Annotated in this window: 13 protein-coding genes, 1 pseudogene and 1 riboswitch; all 14 genes and pseudogenes read left to right on the top strand. The window is 40.3% G+C overall.

The window, feature by feature from the left end; translation table 11 throughout:
• Positions 1–86 precede the first annotated feature (86 nt).
• The 14 genes and pseudogenes from ABES02_RS08915 (at position 87) to metE (ending at position 18,184) form a co-directional block, all read left to right on the top strand.
• A complete protein-coding gene (locus ABES02_RS08915; RefSeq protein WP_430133145.1) occupies positions 87–983 on the top strand; it encodes a carbohydrate ABC transporter permease in 897 nt (298 codons plus the stop codon).
• A 16-nt stretch (positions 984–999) separates the two neighbouring features.
• Complete coding sequence (locus ABES02_RS08910) at positions 1,000–1,830, top strand: carbohydrate ABC transporter permease (protein ID WP_430133143.1); 831 nt, start codon at positions 1,000–1,002, stop codon at positions 1,828–1,830.
• Between the two features lie 47 nt (positions 1,831–1,877).
• Positions 1,878–2,819 carry a glycoside hydrolase family 43 protein gene (locus tag ABES02_RS08905; protein ID WP_430133142.1) on the top strand — a complete coding sequence of 314 codons (942 nt, stop codon included), beginning with the start codon at positions 1,878–1,880 and terminating at the stop codon, positions 2,817–2,819.
• Positions 2,820–2,923: 104 nt separating this feature from the next.
• Entirely contained in the window at positions 2,924–3,907 is a 984-nt protein-coding gene (locus tag ABES02_RS08900; protein WP_430133140.1) for a LacI family DNA-binding transcriptional regulator, read from the top strand.
• Between the two features lie 223 nt (positions 3,908–4,130).
• Entirely contained in the window at positions 4,131–5,933 is a 1,803-nt protein-coding gene (locus ABES02_RS08895) for a glycoside hydrolase family 2 protein (RefSeq protein ID WP_430133138.1), read from the top strand.
• Positions 5,934–6,153: 220 nt separating this feature from the next.
• Positions 6,154–7,335 carry a galactokinase gene (locus tag ABES02_RS08890; protein ID WP_430133136.1) on the top strand — a complete coding sequence of 394 codons (1,182 nt, stop codon included), beginning with the start codon at positions 6,154–6,156 and terminating at the stop codon, positions 7,333–7,335.
• Positions 7,336–8,325 (top strand): UDP-glucose 4-epimerase GalE, encoded by a 990-nt coding sequence (gene galE / locus ABES02_RS08885; RefSeq protein WP_430133134.1) that lies wholly within the window; start codon positions 7,336–7,338, stop codon positions 8,323–8,325.
• Positions 8,326–8,329: 4 nt separating this feature from the next.
• Positions 8,330–9,811 (top strand): UDP-glucose--hexose-1-phosphate uridylyltransferase, encoded by a 1,482-nt coding sequence (galT, locus tag ABES02_RS08880; RefSeq protein ID WP_430133132.1) that lies wholly within the window; start codon positions 8,330–8,332, stop codon positions 9,809–9,811.
• 29 nt (positions 9,812–9,840) lie between these two features.
• A complete protein-coding gene (locus ABES02_RS08875; protein ID WP_430133130.1) occupies positions 9,841–10,899 on the top strand; it encodes an aldose epimerase family protein in 1,059 nt (352 codons plus the stop codon).
• A gap of 49 nt (positions 10,900–10,948) precedes the next feature.
• Positions 10,949–11,227: pseudogene (locus tag ABES02_RS08870) on the top strand (substrate-binding domain-containing protein); the annotation flags it as partial.
• Between the two features lie 172 nt (positions 11,228–11,399).
• Complete coding sequence (locus ABES02_RS08865; RefSeq protein WP_430133128.1) at positions 11,400–12,401, top strand: sugar-binding protein; 1,002 nt, start codon at positions 11,400–11,402, stop codon at positions 12,399–12,401.
• Positions 12,401–13,882: a sensor histidine kinase gene (locus ABES02_RS08860; protein ID WP_430133126.1), complete on the top strand. Its 1,482-nt coding sequence runs from the start codon at positions 12,401–12,403 to the stop codon at positions 13,880–13,882. The genes ABES02_RS08865 and ABES02_RS08860 overlap by 1 nt, the downstream gene beginning before the upstream one ends.
• Positions 13,857–15,437, top strand: a complete 1,581-nt coding sequence (locus tag ABES02_RS08855; RefSeq protein ID WP_430133124.1) for a response regulator — start codon at positions 13,857–13,859, stop codon at positions 15,435–15,437. Before ABES02_RS08860 ends, ABES02_RS08855 begins: the two co-directional genes overlap by 26 nt.
• 100 nt (positions 15,438–15,537) lie before the next feature.
• Positions 15,538–15,718, top strand: a riboswitch (cobalamin riboswitch).
• Positions 15,719–15,895: 177 nt separating this feature from the next.
• A complete protein-coding gene (gene metE / locus ABES02_RS08850) occupies positions 15,896–18,184 on the top strand; it encodes a 5-methyltetrahydropteroyltriglutamate--homocysteine S-methyltransferase (protein WP_430133122.1) in 2,289 nt (762 codons plus the stop codon).
• Positions 18,185–18,224: the final 40 nt, after the last annotated feature.

Below are 18,224 nucleotides of genomic sequence, written 5' to 3'. Positions count from 1 at the left end.
AATTGTTTAGTATTCCACGAAAAAATAATGATCCTAACGAAACATAAATGAAGGGACAAACAGTTCTTTCGAATGGAGGTTAAGCTATGTATAAAGGAGCTTCCTATAAACTTTGGTCGATATTTATGGTAGCCCCATTTATTGTTTTCTTTTTATTGTTTTGGGTCGTTCCATTGGTATTAGGCATCTGGATTAGTTTCCATAATTGGAATATATCTGCGGGGGATTTAGGGTTTGTAGGTTTTGAAAACTATAAGGCTATCTTAACACCGGACACTATTTACAATGAACTATTTGTGAAAGGGCTGAAAAATACCCTATACTTTGTGGTTATAAGTGTGCCGCCATTGGTATTAATAGCTTTGGGACTTGCACTCATCATTGATAAACTTCCGGAAAAATTCAAGCCAGTTTATCGGACGATTTTCTTTATTTCCTATTCCATTTCTGTTACTGCTGTCTCGGCTATCTTTCTCTGGCTTTTTAACGCGAACGGCGGGTATGTGAATAATGTCCTTGAGTCCATAGGAATCATAAGGGAGCCAATTAATTGGTTAGGCGAACAGCCAAATGCTTGGATTTCTGTCTTAATTGCAACAGTATGGTGGACGATTGGTTTTAATATGATGTTGTTTATTAATGCTTTGGATGAAGTAGATACTTCTTTATATGAAGCAGCTGACCTAGATGGTGCAGGCAGCTGGGGCAAGTTTATCTATATTACGTTTCCGCAAATCAAGAATGTGGCTTTCTTTATTCTCATCATGACAGTGATTGCTTCCTTTAATCTATATGGACAAACTAAGTTGATAACTGCCGGAGGGCCGGAACAGTCCACTAACTCACTTATTATGAATATCCAAACCTCTGTATTCGGTATGAATCAGCTTGGAATCGGATCTGCCATGGCAATTATTATGGGACTCATTATGATGCTGATTACGGGTGCTCAATATTGGCTTTCTTATCGAAAGAAAGACTGAATAGGATGTGATTAGAATGAATAGATCAACGCGAAAAGCACTTCCATTACTAATATTAGCGACTTTTATAGCAATTTTGTTTCTTTTGCCACTAATATGGATGGTTTTTACATCTTTTAAAACATTGAGTGAATCAATGGCGAGCTCGAGTATATTGCCATCACAATGGACACTTGAAAATTACACTAGCATTTTTTCATCTGTATCAGATGCTCCTATTTTTAGATGGCTATTTAATACCGCATTCATTACGGTTATTGGAACCATTATTGTGGTCATTGTGGACATTCTGGCTGCTTATGCCCTAGCAAGATTAAGTGTGCCTGGGAAAAAAGTGATCTTGGGAATGATTTTTCTGGCTCTTGCCGTGCCTGGAATCGTTACTCTTTTTCCAGCGTTTTATATGTTCAAGAGTGTTAATTTATTAGATACGTTTATTCCGCTAATTCTTCCTTATACTGCAAGTACAATGGGAGTATTCTTAATTTATAATTTCCTTACTTCCTTTCCGAAGGACCTGGAGGAAGCGGCTTATATTGATGGTGCTTCTCAGCCGCAAATCTTGTGGCATGTTATTTTTCCGGCGATCAAGCCAGTGGCAATGACCTTAGGAGTCATTACTTTCCTATCAATTTATAATGACTTCCTGTGGCCTTCATTAGTAACAAACTCTAATGAAATGAAAACTATTACGCTTGGTATTGCTACATTAATTCAAGGTTCAAACTTTGTTAATCCGGCAAAAATGATGGCTTCAACCGTTATCGCGACAATACCTGCCGTTATAGTTTTCATATTGGCAAATAAATACATTGTAAAAAGTGTGACAAACACGGGTATTAAATAAATCTAGACCATATCAAGCATACAAGTATAAAATAGAAGGTGAGTATAATGAATCCAGGGTTTCGGACGATTAAAAAGGTAAAGACAGATATGATTCATTTACGGGATCCATTTATCTTTCCTTACCCAAAAGAGCAAAAATATTATCTCTTTGGTACCACGTTTGCGGATGGCTGCGGTGACAAGGATCCAGTTTTCGAGGTATTTGTCAGTGAAAACCTTGAGGACTGGGAAGGTCCTTATGTAGCTTTTCAGCCCCCTAAGGGTTTTTGGGGAGTAAGACATTACTGGGCTCCGGAGGTATTTGAAATTGACGGCCGCTTTTATATGTTTGCCACATTTAAAGGTGGTATCGGTGAGCATCGAGGAACAGGGATATTAGTGGCAGATCATCCCGCAGGCCCTTATTTCCCTCATAGTGAAGGCCCTGTTACACCAAATGACTGGGAATGCTTAGACGGAACGTATTATGAGGATAAAAGCGGCGAGCGTTGGATGATATTTTGTCATGAATGGACACAGATTTTTGAAGGTAGAATTAAAGCGATCCGTTTATCGAATGACTTAAAATCCTCGGTTGGAGATCCAATTGAAATTTTGAATGCAGCTGAGATGCCTTGGATCAGGCATTTCGGTGATCCTCGCATTGAGAAAATAGGTTATTTGACGGATGCCCCATTTATGTATGAAGCAAAAAATGGTGAGCTCGTAATGCTTTGGTCGAGTTACTCTGTTCCAAACTATGGGGATGTTGGACTTGGAGGCTACACGGTAGCTGTTGCCAGAACAAAGAGCGGAGAGATGACAGGAAAGTGGGTTCACGATGAGAAACTGCTTCTTGACCGTAACGCTGGTCATTCCAGTCTATTTCGGACACTTGACGAACAGCTTTATATTTGTACGCATTATCCAGACACCCCTCATGGAAGTGAACGGCCTTTATTTATTAAAGTTGAAGAATCAGAAAACGGAATCATCATTGCAAAGTAACATAAAGAAATGGATCAGCCCTTTATTCTTTCATCCGAGACCAGAATGGATATGAGTGAAGGGTTCGCTTTTATGTTATCTATCAATTTTCAAGGAGAATTATGATGGCGACTATAAAAGATATTGCCGAACGAGTTGGTGTCTCCATAGCTACCGTTTCAAGGGTGCTAAATAATGATGCGACATTGTCAGTAAGTGATGAAACGAAACAGCGGGTATTTGAAGTCGCTGAGGAGCTTAGTTATCGCAAAAAGGCAGGCCGGCGCCCAACTGTCTATAAAATTGCGATAGTGCATTGGTACACAGAACAGGAAGAACTGGATGATATGTATTATATGTCGATACGCCAAGGAGTAGAAAACCGCTGTGAGGCATTAAGTATCCAAATTACCAAAATGTTCAAGGAAAGCCCCAAGGCCAATGAAGAGATTCACGGCATCATAGCAATTGGTAAATTTAGTTTGAAACAGGCTAAGGAGCTTAGGAAGCTGACAGAAAATATTGTCTTTGTTGATTCTTCCCCTGATGATGACACTTATGATTCTGTTGTAAGTAATTTTACGAAGGCAACTGAAAATGTCCTGCAGCATTTCATTGAACGAGGTCATACAAAGATCGGTTATATTGGCGGCAGAGAAATGTACAAGGACGAGACAGCAGTCATTGATGATCCGCGCAGAGTCTCTTTTGAGCGAATCCTCGTTGATAAAGAAATATATGATCCATCTTTGGTTTATATTGGCTCCTTCTCGGTGAACGATGGATATAATCTTATGAAACAGGCCATTTCAGATCATAGAGAAAGCCTTCCGACTGCTTTTTTTGTTGGAAATGATCCAATGGCAATTGGCGCCTTAAGAGCTTTGCATGAAGAAAACATCCAGGTTCCCAGCCGGGTTAATATTATTGGTGTTAATGATATAAGTGTCTCTAAATATGTCCATCCGCCATTAAGCACGGTTAAAATTTTTACTGAGTTAATGGGAGAAACAGCCATTGATTTATTAATGGAAAGACTGGAAGACCGTAATATTGCTAAAAAAGTAATCCTTTCAACCAAACTTAAAATACGCGGAAGCAGTAATTAGGAAAACCACACAAGATTAGGGGTTCTTTAAGACCTTTATACTAGTGTGGTTTATTTTTTATAATATAATTTTTAGTTAATAAAATAGTTAAAATTTTAGTAAAAACATTGACTGTTTTTTACCCTTTTTATAAAATATACCTAAAGCGCTTACAACTAGTTAAAGTTTATTAGTAAATACTATTAAATATAATCACTTTAGGAACAGAGAAGGAGAGACTTTTATGATTTATCGTCAGGAGTATCCAAGACCGCAGTTAATTCGCGAAAAATGGCTTAATTTAAATGGAGTATGGGAGTTTGCTTTTGATAATGACAATGTTGGTACAGAACAAAAATGGTATGAACTAAGCTGCCGTGCATTCAATAAGGAGATAAATGTACCATTTGCCTATCAAACAAAATTGAGCGGGATTGAAGACCCGACCTTCCATGATATTGTTTGGTATAAGCGGGAATTTGAAATACCCGAAAACTGGAGCGGCAATCGAGTCATTCTTCATTTCGGGGCAGTGGATTACCGTGCATGGGTTTATATCAATGAGCAATTTATTGGTTTCCATGAAGGCGGCAACGTTGGTTTTCATTTCGACATAACTGACCATTTAAAAAATGGAAAGCAGACAGTAGTAGTGAAGGTAGAAGATCCTTCAACGGACGAAACAATACCACGCGGAAAACAGTATTGGATTGAGGAATCCGACAGTATCTGGTATACCCGGACGACAGGGATTTGGCAAACGGTCTGGATAGAGCCTGTAAATCCAACCTATCTATCAAAACTTCGTTTCACACCAGATGTGGATCGCGGGGACATTTGTGTTGAGTTTGAAGTGGCTGGAGACGTGACTAATAAAGAAGTTCAATTGGATATTCAATTTAAGGGCGAGGGTATCGTCAAAGATACTATCAGAATCAATGAAAAATTTAATAGACGTTCGTTTAACTTATACAATCATAAGATTTTCCGAACAAGCTTTCACCATGATGGCTGGAATTGGACACCGGAAAATCCCAACCTTTTTAATGTAAATATAAAAATCCTTGATAACGGTCAAACGATTGATGAATTGGATAGCTACTTTGGGATGAGAAAAATTCATACTGAAAATGGGATGGTCTACTTAAATAATCGTCCATACTATCAAAAACTTGTTCTCGACCAAGGCTACTGGCAAGAAGGGCTTTTAACGGCTCCAACCGATGAGGATTTAAAAAAGGATATTGAGCTTGCCAAAGAGATGGGTTTTAACGGCTGCCGCAAGCATCAAAAAGTAGAAGATCCACGCTTTCTTTATTGGGCAGACAAATTGGGCTACCTTGTTTGGGGAGAATGTGCCGCATCGCCTTCCTACAGTGAATATGCTGCAGCTCGCCTAATGAAGGAATGGATCGAAATTGTTGAACGGGATTACAATCATCCGTCGATTGTGGCTTGGGTTCCGCTTAACGAAAGCTGGGGTATTCCTAATGTGCGTGACAATCGCCAGCAGCAGCATCACTCGCAGGCGATGTACCATCTCATTCATTCGATTGATACAACCCGCCTTGTCATTTCAAATGATGGCTGGGAAATGACAAAGTCAGATATTTCTGCCATTCATAATTACAATCACGGCAATAAAGACGAAGCTGCAAAATACGCCAAATATAAAGAAGATCTGGAATCTAAGGAGGCGATCCTCGCTTCAATGCCTGCTAAAAGATCTATTTATGCGAACGGTTTTAAGCATGAAGGGGAACCGATCATCTTAACCGAATTTGGTGGTATTGGTTTCAAGGTTGGAGATGATGCAGGCTGGGGTTACACTTCTGTAGCGAATGCTGAAGATTTCGTTAACGATTATTCCCGGATCATGCATGCGGTATATGGCTCAAAGATTCTTCATGGTTACTGTTACACACAATTGACAGATGTAGAACAAGAAATTAACGGGTTATTAACTTATAACCGAGAACCAAAGTGTGATTTGAAAGAAATTAGGAAAATAAATGAAATGTGGCATTTAGAGGTTATTGGAAAATAATCTACTGTTACACATTAGATGTGAAAAGAGTTGAGTCATTAGATTGATCCAACTCTTTTTCATCATCCATCAATTGTTTTTAAACATTTTTGTGAAAAGGTGATTATTTTTAGTTAAAATTTTAGTAAAATAATTGAAAAAATTTACTAGAAAGAGTAAAATTAAATTATAATTATTTAGTTGCATACAAGATACCACGATTTTAAGAGGGGAAATGAAAATGACCATAATGACTCTAAATAAAATTTTTTTAGATATATTTCATGTTTTACCAAGGCAAGCATTTTTTGCTCCTGGGAGGATTAATTTAATCGGTGAACATACCGATTATAATGGCGGTCATGTATTTCCATGTGCAATTACATATGGAACCTATGCGGTTGCGAGAAAGCGCGAGGATCAGCTAGTCCGCCTGTATTCTACGAACTTCCCTGATAAAGGGATAATTGAATTTGAATTAAACCAGCTAAATTATGATAAAGCTCATAATTGGGCCAACTATCCAAAAGGCATGATCCGTTACATTATGGAAAGTGGTTTCAAGATTCCAACTGGTTTTGATTGTGTTATTAAGGGCAATATTCCAAACGGTGCGGGACTTTCTTCATCTGCATCGATTGAGCTATTAACTGGAGTACTTCTAAACGGTCTGTTTGACTTAAAAATACCTCGTATTGATCTTATCAAGCTTGGTAAAAAAGTAGAAAACGAATTTATTGGCGTCAACAGCGGTATTATGGACCAGTTTGCGATTGGAATGGGCATGAAGGATGCTGGGATTTTACTGGATTGCCAGACGCTGAAATATGAGTATGCCCCGATTCATCTTGAAAATCATAAAATTTTAATCATGAATACAAATAAGCGTAGAGAGCTGGCCGACTCAAAATACAATGAGCGCCGGTCAGAGTGTGAGGAAGCATTGGCACGGCTCCAGCAAAAATTTCCGATTGAAGCACTTGGACAGCTGTCTGAAGAGGAATTTGATGAAAATCAATCCTTAATTACAGATGAAACAGTTCGTAAACGCGCGAAACATGCGGTCTATGAAAATATGAGAACCCTTAAGGCTTTAAACGAACTCAAGGACGGGAACGTGGAGGCATTCGGGCAATTGATGAACCAATCACATGTATCCTTACGTGATGATTATGAAGTGACTGGGAAAGAACTTGACACATTAGTAGAAGCAGCATGGAGCCAGCCTGGTGTCCTTGGAGCGCGAATGACAGGTGCAGGTTTTGGCGGCTGTGCAATTGCAATTGTTGCGAATGAAGAGGTTGAGAACTTTATTACAAATGTTGGAGCAGTTTATCTTGATAAAATTGGCTATGAGGCTGATTTTTATGTGGCCAGCATTGGCGATGGAGCAAGGGAAATTGACATGGAGGAGGCTTTATAAATGAGTGTTCTTGTTTTAGGCGGGGCCGGTTATGTCGGTTCGCATGCTGTTTACCAGTTAATCGATCAAGGCTATCCGGTAGTGGTCATTGACAATCTTCAAACAGGTCACTTGGGTGCGGTTCACCCAGAAGCTCGTTTTTATCAAGGTGATATCCGCAGCCGTGAGTTTATGCGATCTGTTTTTGAAAAAGAAAAGATTGAAGCCATCTTGCATTTTGCTGCCAACTCCCTTGTCGGCGAATCGATGGTCGAGCCATTAAAATACTTCGATAACAATGTATACGGCACACAAATTATCCTTGAAATGATGAAGGAATTTGGCGTGAAGCACATTGTCTTTTCTTCAACAGCCGCTGTATACGGAGAGCCAAAGGAAGTGCCGATTACGGAAGAAGCCCAGACCATGCCGACTAACACCTATGGGGAAACGAAATTAGCGATGGAAAAAATGATCGCCTGGTGCGAGCAGGCCTTTGGCATCAAATACGTATCACTAAGATATTTTAACGTAGCCGGCTCTAAGGGTGACGGACAAATTGGCGAAGATCACAACCCTGAAACACACCTTATTCCTGTTGTCTTAGAAGCGGCACTAGGAAAAAGACCAGCAGTTACCATCTTTGGGGATGACTATGATACAGCAGACGGTACTTGCGTCCGTGATTTTATCCATGTCGAGGACCTAATCGAGGCACATCTTTTAGCGCTGAAATTTTTGCAAAATGGCGGGGAAAGCCATATTTTCAACCTCGGCTCAAGTCAAGGGTTCTCCGTTAAGGAAATTGTTGAGACTGCCAGAACGGTAACAGGAATTGATATCCCGGTCCAAATGGGGGAACGCCGCTCCGGTGACCCGAGTACGTTAATTGCCTCTTCTGAAAAAGCAAAGCAGCTGCTTGGCTGGAATCCAGCCAGAACATCGATTCAACAAATCATCAGTGATGCCTGGAACTGGCATAAGCATAATCCGAACGGATATCAGAGGTGAGGAAATGATTTATCAATTGGTCCAACAACTAGTGGATAAAGCGCTCGAAGCTCAATTAATAGAGCAGGATGATAAGATATATGCACGCAATCAAGTTCTTTTGCTGCTGCATCTAGCAGACTTTAAGGAAGCCGAATCAGAAATGACTTTATCCATTCCAGATTTACTTGATCAAATCATCGATTATGCCTGCGGACAGGGAATCATTGAAGATCTCTTTGATGAAAAAGAAATTTTTTCAAGCAAAATCATGAATTGCTTTATCGTCAGGCCATCCACTGTGAATCAGCTTTTTTTTGAAAAATATAATCAGAATCCGCAAGCAGCTACCCAGTATTTCTATGACTTGAGTAAAAATAGCAACTACATTCAACTGAATCGGATTCGAAAAAACATTGAATACAAGGTTGAAACAGAATACGGTGAACTGGACATTACCATCAATTTATCGAAGCCGGAAAAAGATCCAAGAAGTATCGCGGCCGAACGGGCAGCTGTGAAAAACGAATATCCGAAATGCCTGCTTTGTATTGAGAATGAGGGCTATGAAGGCCGCGTTGGACACCCGGCCCGTTCGAATCATCGGATGATTCGGATGAATTTAGTGGATGAAAGTTGGTATTTGCAATATTCCCCCTATGTCTATTACAACGAGCATTGTATCGTATTATCGAAAAAGCATGCCGATATGAAAATTAGCCGGTTGACGTTCAAGCGTATATTATCCTTTGTGGAACAGTTTCCGCATTATTTCCTTGGTTCGAACGCTGACATCCCGATTGTCGGCGGTTCGATTTTGTCGCATGAACATTATCAAGGCGGTAATTATGAATTTGCTATGGCGAAGGCAGAGTCTGACTGGACGTTTGAAATCCCCGGATTTCCGAATGTAGCGTGTGCCGTTGTGAAATGGCCGATGTCGGTGATTCGTCTAAGTTCGGGGAAATTGGATGACCTTGTTGAAGCAGCGGACCATATTTTAGCAAACTGGAAAAATTACAGCGATGAAGCGGTTGGAATCATCGCTTGGACGGGAGAGACGCCTCACAATACGATTACGCCGATTGCCCGCAAAAAGGGAGACCTTTTTGAACTTGACTTAGTATTACGCAACAACCGGACTAGTGACGAGCATCCGTTAGGCATATTCCACCCTCACAGCGATGTTCATCATATTAAGAAGGAAAACATCGGTCTGATTGAAGTGATGGGATTGGCTGTGCTGCCAGCACGCTTAAAGGATGAGCTCAAAGATGTGGAAGATTTCGTTCTCGGGAAAAAAGGGACGGTTGCAGACCATCATTTAAACTGGGCAGTAGAATTAAGAGATCGCTATCAAGCTGTTGCGGATGATGCAAATGTGGAATCACTAGTAAGAGAAGAAGTGGGAAATAAATTTTTAAAATGCTTAGAAGATGCCGGTGTGTTTAAATGGAATGAAGAAGGTGCTAATGGATTCCGGAGGTTTATTCAATCCTTGGCATGAAAAGTCCTCGAAAAAATGGAGTGAAATGGATGAAGATAATTGATAAAGTTGTTGGCAATTATGATGGAAAGTCTGTGATTGAATATTCGCTTACCAATGATTCGGGGATGAATGTTTCATGTCTAAATTACGGATGTGTGATTACCAAAATAATCGTTCCAGACCGCCAAGGAAACTTTGAGAATGTGGTGCTTGGTTTTGAGGAGTTTGATGACTATCCTGACTTGTCCCCTTACTTTGGTGCCGTTGTCGGCCGTGTAGCCGGTAGAATTAATGGTGCAAGGTTTGAGCTGGACGGAAAAGAATACCAGCTTGCGGAAAATGAGTCTCCTAACCACTTACACGGCGGCAGGAAGGGTTTTAATTCAGTAGTTTGGAAAGTGGAAAAAATAGAGAAAGAGGATGCTGTTGGTCTTCAGTTTTTTTACCATAGTCCAGATGGGGAAGAAGGCTATCCAGGAAATCTGGACACCTGTGTCACCTACCTTTTAAACAATAAGAATGAACTGGTAATTACTTATGAAGGGAAAACGGACCATAAAACATTGGTCAATTTAACGAATCATTCGTATTTTAATCTGAGCGGCAATCTAAAAAGAGATATTACCGAGCATATTCTTCAATTAGAAAGCGACCGTTTTTTAGAGCTGGGAGAAGATTTGATTCCTACCGGAAAAATGATTGGTACAAAGAATACTCCATTTGATTTTCAGAATGGTCGAAGGATAATGGCTGGAGTAAATTCGGAGCATCCGCAAAATCTGTTAGCCGGAAACGGTTATGATCATCCGTTTGTTTTTACAAAAAAAGGTGAGAATCAGGTCGTGTTAAGCGATGAAGAAAGCGGGCGTACATTAATGGTTACGACGGACCAGCCATGTGTGGTGGTTTATACCTCGAACCAATTAGAAGGACCATTTTCTATTTATGGTGTCCGCGCCAGAAAATATTTAGGCGTATGCTTGGAAACACAAGGGCTTCCCGATGCCATACATCATCCGGAATTTCCTTCTGTCATTTTAAATCCTGATGATGTATACTGTTCGACCACAACGTATCGCTTTTTCGCTAACACTTTAGGAGACTGATATATGGCCAACTCCATCCGGCTTGGGGTGAAAAGCCGGGAAGACCTGCCCACTGCCTTTTTTCGCTGGGAATGACTCGATTGCAGTCGTAGCACTGCAAGCTTTACTGGAGGAAGGAATTTCGGTTCCAGACCGCGTCAACATCATTGGGGTAAACGATATTAGCATATCCAAATATGTTTTTCCCTCACTTAGTTCAGTAAAGGTCTATACCGAACTCATGGGAGAAACGGCCGTCGATACACTGTTAGAGCGAATCGACGGCAGAAAGACAGCCAAAAAAATCCTCATCGCTACCAAACTTATCATCAGAAACAGCAGTTTTTAATACAAACTCACCAAATAACTTTGGTGGGTATTTTCATGTGTCCGTGTGTAGTGGACAAAATGGGAAGAATGTCTTTTTACGGTGCCTGACACCATTGACACACCATTGTCGAATTTTGTGATGTTCCGTATAATATGCTTATCTAGACAGTTACTGGAATAGGAGATGTTTTATGAGCAGATTGTCCATCATGGCGTATACGTTTGGGATTGTCTTTTTTATTGTGAGCTGCTCATTTGCCAGTTTTTATGGATATAAGGTATTGACCCATGATTTGCCTAAAGAGGAGAAAAAAGTAGAAAAATATAATTATCATTTTGTGCTTGTGCCGGAGGAATTAGATAACGAGTATTGGAGACTTGTTGAGAAAGGGGCAAAGGTTGCGGCTAAAGAATACGGCGTTCTACTAGAATATGCAGGGCCGAAGCAGGCAAATATTGATGATCATGTAAAAACAATTGAAATGTCGGCAGCTTCTAAAGTCGATGGGATTATGACACAGGGGCTAAGTGACGAACAATTTACTCCGTTGATTAATCGGGTTGTGGCAAAGGGGATTCCAGTTATTACGGTTGATACGGATGTTTCCAATAGTAATCGGCTGGCCTATATAGGAACCGATAATTATTATTCAGGGTTTTTGGCAGGCAAAGCTTTGATAGCGGATACAAAGGGGAAAGCCAATGTTGCCATCATTACCGGCAGCTTTTATAAAAACCATCAAATTCAGCGGGTAAAGGGATTTGAGGATGCAGTAAAAGCTGAAAAGGGAATTCATATCGTTACAGTGGAAGAATCAGAGATTAGCAGGGTAAAAGCAGCGGAAAAAGCGTATCAAATTTTGCAGGACCATCCCGAGGTCAATGCATTTTTTGGAACAAGCGCATTAGATGGCATCGAAATCGCACACGTGGTGGAAAAGTACAAAATGCAAAATAAAATTTACATCATTGGCTTTGATACACTTCCTGAAACACTGGATTATATTCGAAAAGGTACGATTAAGGCAACTGTTGTTCAGGAGCCCTATCAAATGGGATATGAAGCTGTAAAAATGATGATAGATCTCATCAAAGGGAAAAAAGTAGCGACAATTGTGCACACAGACACTCGGATCATGAGAATAAATGACCTGCCAGTAAGTAATCCGGGCGGGATCCGGGAGGTTAAATGATGCTATTTCGGATTAGATCGAAATTACTCCTGTATTTTATTGTCCTTGTCGTGTTGTTAACTTCAGTCGGATTCTTTTTCTATAACAGCAGTGAAAAATTAGTGAATGAATATGATAACAGCTTCGAACAATTTCTATTGCTGAATAATATTTCACAAAAAACCAATTTAATTACCGAAAAGCTTCACGCTTATATTTTAGAAAAGGATGAATCTTACCTAAAAGACTATCGAAATGAGAAGATAAAGCTGATTAACGACCAAAAGCGGCTTTATAAAGTTATCAGTACAAGTGACATCACGCTCACAAACTATACCAATATGATCGACAGTTTCTTAGATGAAGGCGACGCCACTGTTGGTGCTTCTCAAAAAGATGAAATTAACCAATATTCGAATCATTTTAATGAAGTATTAAAAATTAACTCCTTCCTTCAAGAGAGTACACTTGCCTTGTTAAATAATAAACTGACAGACTATCAAAAGTTTTATAATCAAATGGAACAGCAAAACCATTATTATAAGCTCATGTCGATTTTCTTGTTTGCGGCTGCTTTTTTTCTAAGCACCTTGCTGGCTTTATGGATATCTGGCGGGATTACCAAGCCGATTAAATTGTTATCACAGGCAGCGAAGCAGATTTCAAAAGGGAACCTATCTGGTGAGGATATCAAAATCACAACAAAAGACGAGCTGAAGCCATTAACAGAAACATTTAACCAAATGCGTGCAAACCTTAGGCAACTCGTTACGGAAATCAAACAAAAGGGAGAACTGGATAAGCTTTTAAAAGAAATGGAATTGAAAAGTTTGCAAAACCAAATCAATCCCCATTTTCTGTTCAATACATTGAATACGGTTTCAAAAATGGCCTATCTGGAGGAAGCGGAACACACCTCGAGATTGATTGAGGCCGTTGCAGCATTACTTCGGTATAATCTGAGCGATTTAGATAAAGCGGCTACGCTTAGAGATGAGGTCAGGATTGTAAAGGAATACTTTTTTATCCAAACAACGAGATTCGGAGAGCGGATTCAATTTATCACTGATATTGAGGATGATTGTTTAGATATTGAGATTCCAAGTTTAACGATCCAGCCGCTCATTGAAAACGCTTTTATTCATGGAGTAGAGGAATATGAGGAAAATGCGGAAATCCGCTTAAATATCTTCCGTAAGCAGGACCGGATTCATGTGGAAGTCATAGATAATGGCGAAGGGATGGACACTGCCACAAAAAACAAATTGCTTCAATACGCGGATGGCGCCATCTCCGAAGAGGGAATTGAACGTGAAAAATCTAAAGGCCATTCCAACGGGATTGGTGTAAAAAATGTGATTAGAAGACTGCAGCTCTTTTACCAGCAAAAAGACATTGTTGAAATTGAATCAGAATTGAAAAAAGGAACAAATTTTAGACTGACAATACCTGTCGCGGCCAAAGGGGGAAGCGAGCTTGTTGAAAGTACTTATAGTGGATGATGAGGTTCTTGAGAGAAAAGCGGTTGCCAAAATTTTAAAAAACTCTTTTGAAGACATTCAGGTCATTGGCGAGGCCCCCAATGGGAGAAAGGCGATCGAAATGGCCGGGGAGCTGCGGCCGGACATCATTTTTATGGATATCAAAATGCCTGGAATCGACGGCGTCCAAGCTGTTAAGGAAATCAGAAAATTCGATGCAGGCATCCGCTTCATCATGGTTTCGGCCTTTAATACGTTTGAATATGCCAAAGAAGTGATGCAGCAGGGAGTGAAGGAGTACATCTTAAAGCCGAGCAGCAAGCAGGATATTCTGGAAGGTCTTAAGCGTGTAGCCGATGAAATCCATTTAGAGCGAAAACAAACAGAAGAACAGCACAACTTGCGGGAAAACTTGAACCGAGCCGTTTCGATTGCCCAAAAAGAGTGGGTATCTTCGCTATTAATAAACCAGGTGCAGGATATTACCTTTGACGAATGGGGCCAACTGTTAGGTGTAGAAATCACTTCGGGCCATGTGATGCTGTTTTCTCTGCAGGCAGCAAGTAATTCTGAATTCACTGCGAGTGAAAAGCAAAACTGGTATAAATGGCTGAAGGAAACCCTTAAATCTGTCGTGAAAAAGCATGAAATCATGATTGGACCGATAATGGACACGCAAGTGCCGGTGTTATTCCTGACATCGGAAAAACTCCATTTCAAAACGAATGCTCAATTAATCTGTGAAAATTTGATAAGTTTTTTCAAAAAAGAAAGCTTTCCAGGAGAATTACGGATTGGAATCGGTCACCCCCACGCCCATGCCCAGGAGCTTAATAAATCCTATCACGAAGCAGTCCTGGCAATGGAACAGCTTGCTAAAACGGCTAACCGTAAGTATTCATTTTGCGACAAGCAAGGAGATGCATTTGAAATACCTTCAGAATCCGTGTATCTTGAGATTGAAAAAAAGTTGTTAGATACCGTTCGCCAAGGCGATATCAATCAGGTGCTGTTCATTTTTGATTCGTTTGTGACCAAGCTGGAAGCGAATAAAGATTTAAAGGTTCAAATGGTAAAAAAATCTTTTGATGAATTGTTTATTCTCATTTCTCGAATGCTTCATGATCTTGGTATCAACTATGATCGGACTCCCAGCATCGATGAGTCAGAAGATATCACGTTTATTTTTGAAAAAGGGAAACAGCATTTGCTTGCGGTCGTGCAGCAAGTTCAGGCTTGGCGCAACAATCATGCAAAGGGAATGCTGCATAAGGCAAAGGACTATATTGAAAAGCATTATGCCGAGGCGATTACGCTTGAATCTGCAGCGGAATATGTGGAACTGAGTCCGTTTTATTTTAGTAAACTATTTAAAGATCGGTTTGGGATGACATTTATCGATTACTTGACAGAAATTCGAATCAAGCATGCCAAAACCGAAATGACCGACTCTGGAAAAAGTTTAAAGGAAATCTGTTATTCGGTCGGGTATAAGGATCCGAACTATTTTAGCCGCGTGTTTAAGAAGGTAACAGGTCTATCCCCGACAGAATTCCGAAAAGCAGCGATAAGTTAATACTTCACAAAGGCTAATTCACAGAATGTGAGTTGGTCTTATTTTTTGAATGGAAAATTATATACTTCATATTAGTAATATGATATAGTTATTGAAAATTCCATATCGTGTAAGAATTGGTGCCAAGCAAATGCTTGGCTTAAAAGGGAAGAACGGTGTAATTCCGTCGCTGTCCCGCAACTGTAAATCGGAGTGAATCACAAATACCACTGTCTAAGGATGGGAAGGTGTGAGGAGCCATGATGATAAGCCAGGAGACCTGCCAAATTCTAGTACACACCAAATACCTACGAGGAAATAGGTGGTGACATTCATTTGTACGACAAACGAGTTATGAGCAGCGATGTTTATGCAGTTTTTATTAGCATACCTATAACTTGATTGTAGAGCCATTTCCATTTTGTGGAGATGGCTTTTTTGTGTTTGGTAGTTTGTAAATTTAAAAGGAGGAATGAAGCATGAACTTAGTAAGTACAGTCATTGGTTACCCGTACATTGGAGAAAACCGTGAGTGGAAACGTTGTGTTGAATCTTTTTGGAAGAGTGCGAAATCAGAGGAGCAATTTATTGCCGAGATGAAAACAATTCGCTTGAATAATTTGAAGCGCCAGCAATCATTAGGCTTAGAATACCTAACCGTTGGGGATTTTACCTTTTATGACCGTATGCTTGACCAAGCAACCATGTTTGGATTGGTTCCAAATCGTTATAAATGGACAGGTGAAGAAGTCAATCTAACTACGTATTACGCCATGGCACGTGGGGCAAAAGATGTAATCGCTTGTGAAATGACAAAGTGGTTTAACACTAACTATCACTACATCGTGCCTGAATTTGAAGGCCAATCCTTACAACTAACGAAAAACTACTTGTTAGATTATTTTACAGAAGCTAAAGAAGAATTAGGTCTTATAACGAAGCCGACCATTATCGGTCCGTTCACTTTTGTGAAACTAGCAAAAGGATACGATAGCAAATCCAAAGCATTGTTTATCTTAAAACTCTTACCGCTCTATGCAAGAGTATTCCAGCAGCTTGTCGAAGCAGGAGCAGAGTGGATTCAAGTGGAAGAACCGGCACTAGTCCTATCTTTAACAGCAGATGATGTAAAACTAGTCCAAGAAATTTACAAACAATTAGCAGCCGAAGTACCCGCTGCACAAATCATGTTACAAACCTATTTTGAAGGATTATCAGCATATGAAGAACTATCTCAATTACCTGTCTCAGGGATTGGTCTTGATTTCATCCACGGAGCTGAAGAGAATATGGCTTCCCTTCGTAAACACGGCTTCCCCTCCGATAAAGTATTAGGAATTGGGATCATAAATGGACGTGATATTTGGCGGGCAAATTTGGCTGAAAAAGCAACAAGTACGAAGGCTGTTTTAGCATTAAGCGGTGTAAAAGAAGCCTGGATTCAGTCTTCATGTAGTTTACAGCATGTCCCTGTGACGTCGAAGGCGGAAACGCGTCTAGATACCACCTTAACAAATGCTTTGTCATTTGCCGATGAGAAAATTGTGGAGTTAACACAATTAACAGCCTATGTTCGTGACGAGGCTTGGACAGGAAATAAGAGCGTGTCACAAAGCATGAAAGCGACCCAATCATTAGCCCAGCATGGGGCGAGGAAAAATGTACGTGTGAAAGAGCTTGTACTACAAATAAAGCCAGAGCATTTTAGCCGGCCAATGACGTTTAAAGAACGACAACCCTTACAGAAAGAGGCATTGCATTTACCAGATTATCCAACAACAACAATAGGCAGCTTCCCTCAGTCCGATCAAGTAAAACGTACACGAACGGCCTGGCGTAAAAAAGAAATCTCAGAGGCTGAATATGAAGCGTTTCTGAAAAGTGAAACCGCTCGTTGGATTCAAATTCAAGAAGAAATTGGACTGGATGTTTTAGTCCATGGTGAATTTGAGCGTACGGATATGGTTGAGTATTTTGGAGAAAAGCTGGAAGGTTTTGCCTTTACAGAAAAAGGTTGGGTTGTATCATATGGTTCACGTTGTGTGAAACCACCCATTATTTATGGTGACATCGAGTGGACAGCCCCGATGACAGTGAAGGAAGTAGAAGAGGCGCAGCAATTAACGTCTAAGTATGTGAAAGGAATGTTAACAGGTCCTGTTACCATCTTAAATTGGTCCTTTGTCCGTGATGATATTTCGCGTGAACAGGTAGCCAACCAACTAGCCTTAGCATTAAGGGAAGAGATTCAAGCGTTAGAAACTGCAGGCATTGCCATTATCCAAGTCGATGAACCGGCATTACGTGAAGGACTGCCATTACGCAAAGAAAACTGGGCGGAGTATTTAGCCTGGGGGGTTAACGCCTTTAAGTTAGCCACTTCAAGTGTGAAGAATGAAACCCAAATTCATACACATATGTGCTACTGCGAGTTTAACGACTTTATTGAGCCGATTCGTTCCCTTGACGCGGATGTGATTTCCATTGAAACGTCTAGAAGTCATGGCGAACTGATTCAATCGCTGAAACAAAATTCCTATGAACTTGGGATTGGTTTAGGAGTATATGATATTCATAGCCCGCGTGTACCAAGTGTAGAAGAAATCGATGCAATCTTAAAAGATAGTTTAGAAGTTATTTCAAAAGATCAGTTCTGGGTGAATCCGGATTGTGGATTAAAAACACGTCGGGAAGAAGAAACCGTCGCTTCGCTAAAAAATATGGTGTCCGCCACTCGGAAACTACGTATAGGAACACTTACCTTTTAAGGTACTTATACGGGAAGGGTCCGTTCAATTAAACCTTAAC

The organism is Neobacillus pocheonensis, assembly GCF_050477905.1.
Lineage (GTDB): Bacteria > Bacillota > Bacilli > Bacillales > Cytobacillaceae > Neobacillus > Neobacillus pocheonensis_A.
The sequence above is the reverse complement of the archived record's forward strand: the minus strand, read 5'-3'. Positions and strand labels throughout refer to the sequence as shown.

Bases quoted from the DNA above. Each gene is read 5' to 3' on its own strand.
- ABES02_RS08900 (WP_430133140.1), top strand. From the start codon at position 2,924: ATGGCGACTATAAAAGATATTGCCGAACGAGTTGGTGTCTCCATAGCT.
- metE (WP_430133122.1), top strand. From the start codon at position 15,896: ATGAACTTAGTAAGTACAGTCATTGGTTACCCGTACATTGGAGAAAAC.
- ABES02_RS08865 (WP_430133128.1), top strand. From the start codon at position 11,400: ATGAGCAGATTGTCCATCATGGCGTATACGTTTGGGATTGTCTTTTTT.
- ABES02_RS08905 (WP_430133142.1), top strand. From the start codon at position 1,878: ATGAATCCAGGGTTTCGGACGATTAAAAAGGTAAAGACAGATATGATT.
- ABES02_RS08910 (WP_430133143.1), top strand. From the start codon at position 1,000: ATGAATAGATCAACGCGAAAAGCACTTCCATTACTAATATTAGCGACT.
- ABES02_RS08895 (WP_430133138.1), top strand. From the start codon at position 4,131: ATGATTTATCGTCAGGAGTATCCAAGACCGCAGTTAATTCGCGAAAAA.
- ABES02_RS08915 (WP_430133145.1), top strand. From the start codon at position 87: ATGTATAAAGGAGCTTCCTATAAACTTTGGTCGATATTTATGGTAGCC.
- galE (WP_430133134.1), top strand. From the start codon at position 7,336: ATGAGTGTTCTTGTTTTAGGCGGGGCCGGTTATGTCGGTTCGCATGCT.
- ABES02_RS08860 (WP_430133126.1), top strand. From the start codon at position 12,401: ATGCTATTTCGGATTAGATCGAAATTACTCCTGTATTTTATTGTCCTT.
- ABES02_RS08875 (WP_430133130.1), top strand. From the start codon at position 9,841: ATGAAGATAATTGATAAAGTTGTTGGCAATTATGATGGAAAGTCTGTG.
- ABES02_RS08890 (WP_430133136.1), top strand. From the start codon at position 6,154: ATGACCATAATGACTCTAAATAAAATTTTTTTAGATATATTTCATGTT.
- galT (WP_430133132.1), top strand. From the start codon at position 8,330: ATGATTTATCAATTGGTCCAACAACTAGTGGATAAAGCGCTCGAAGCT.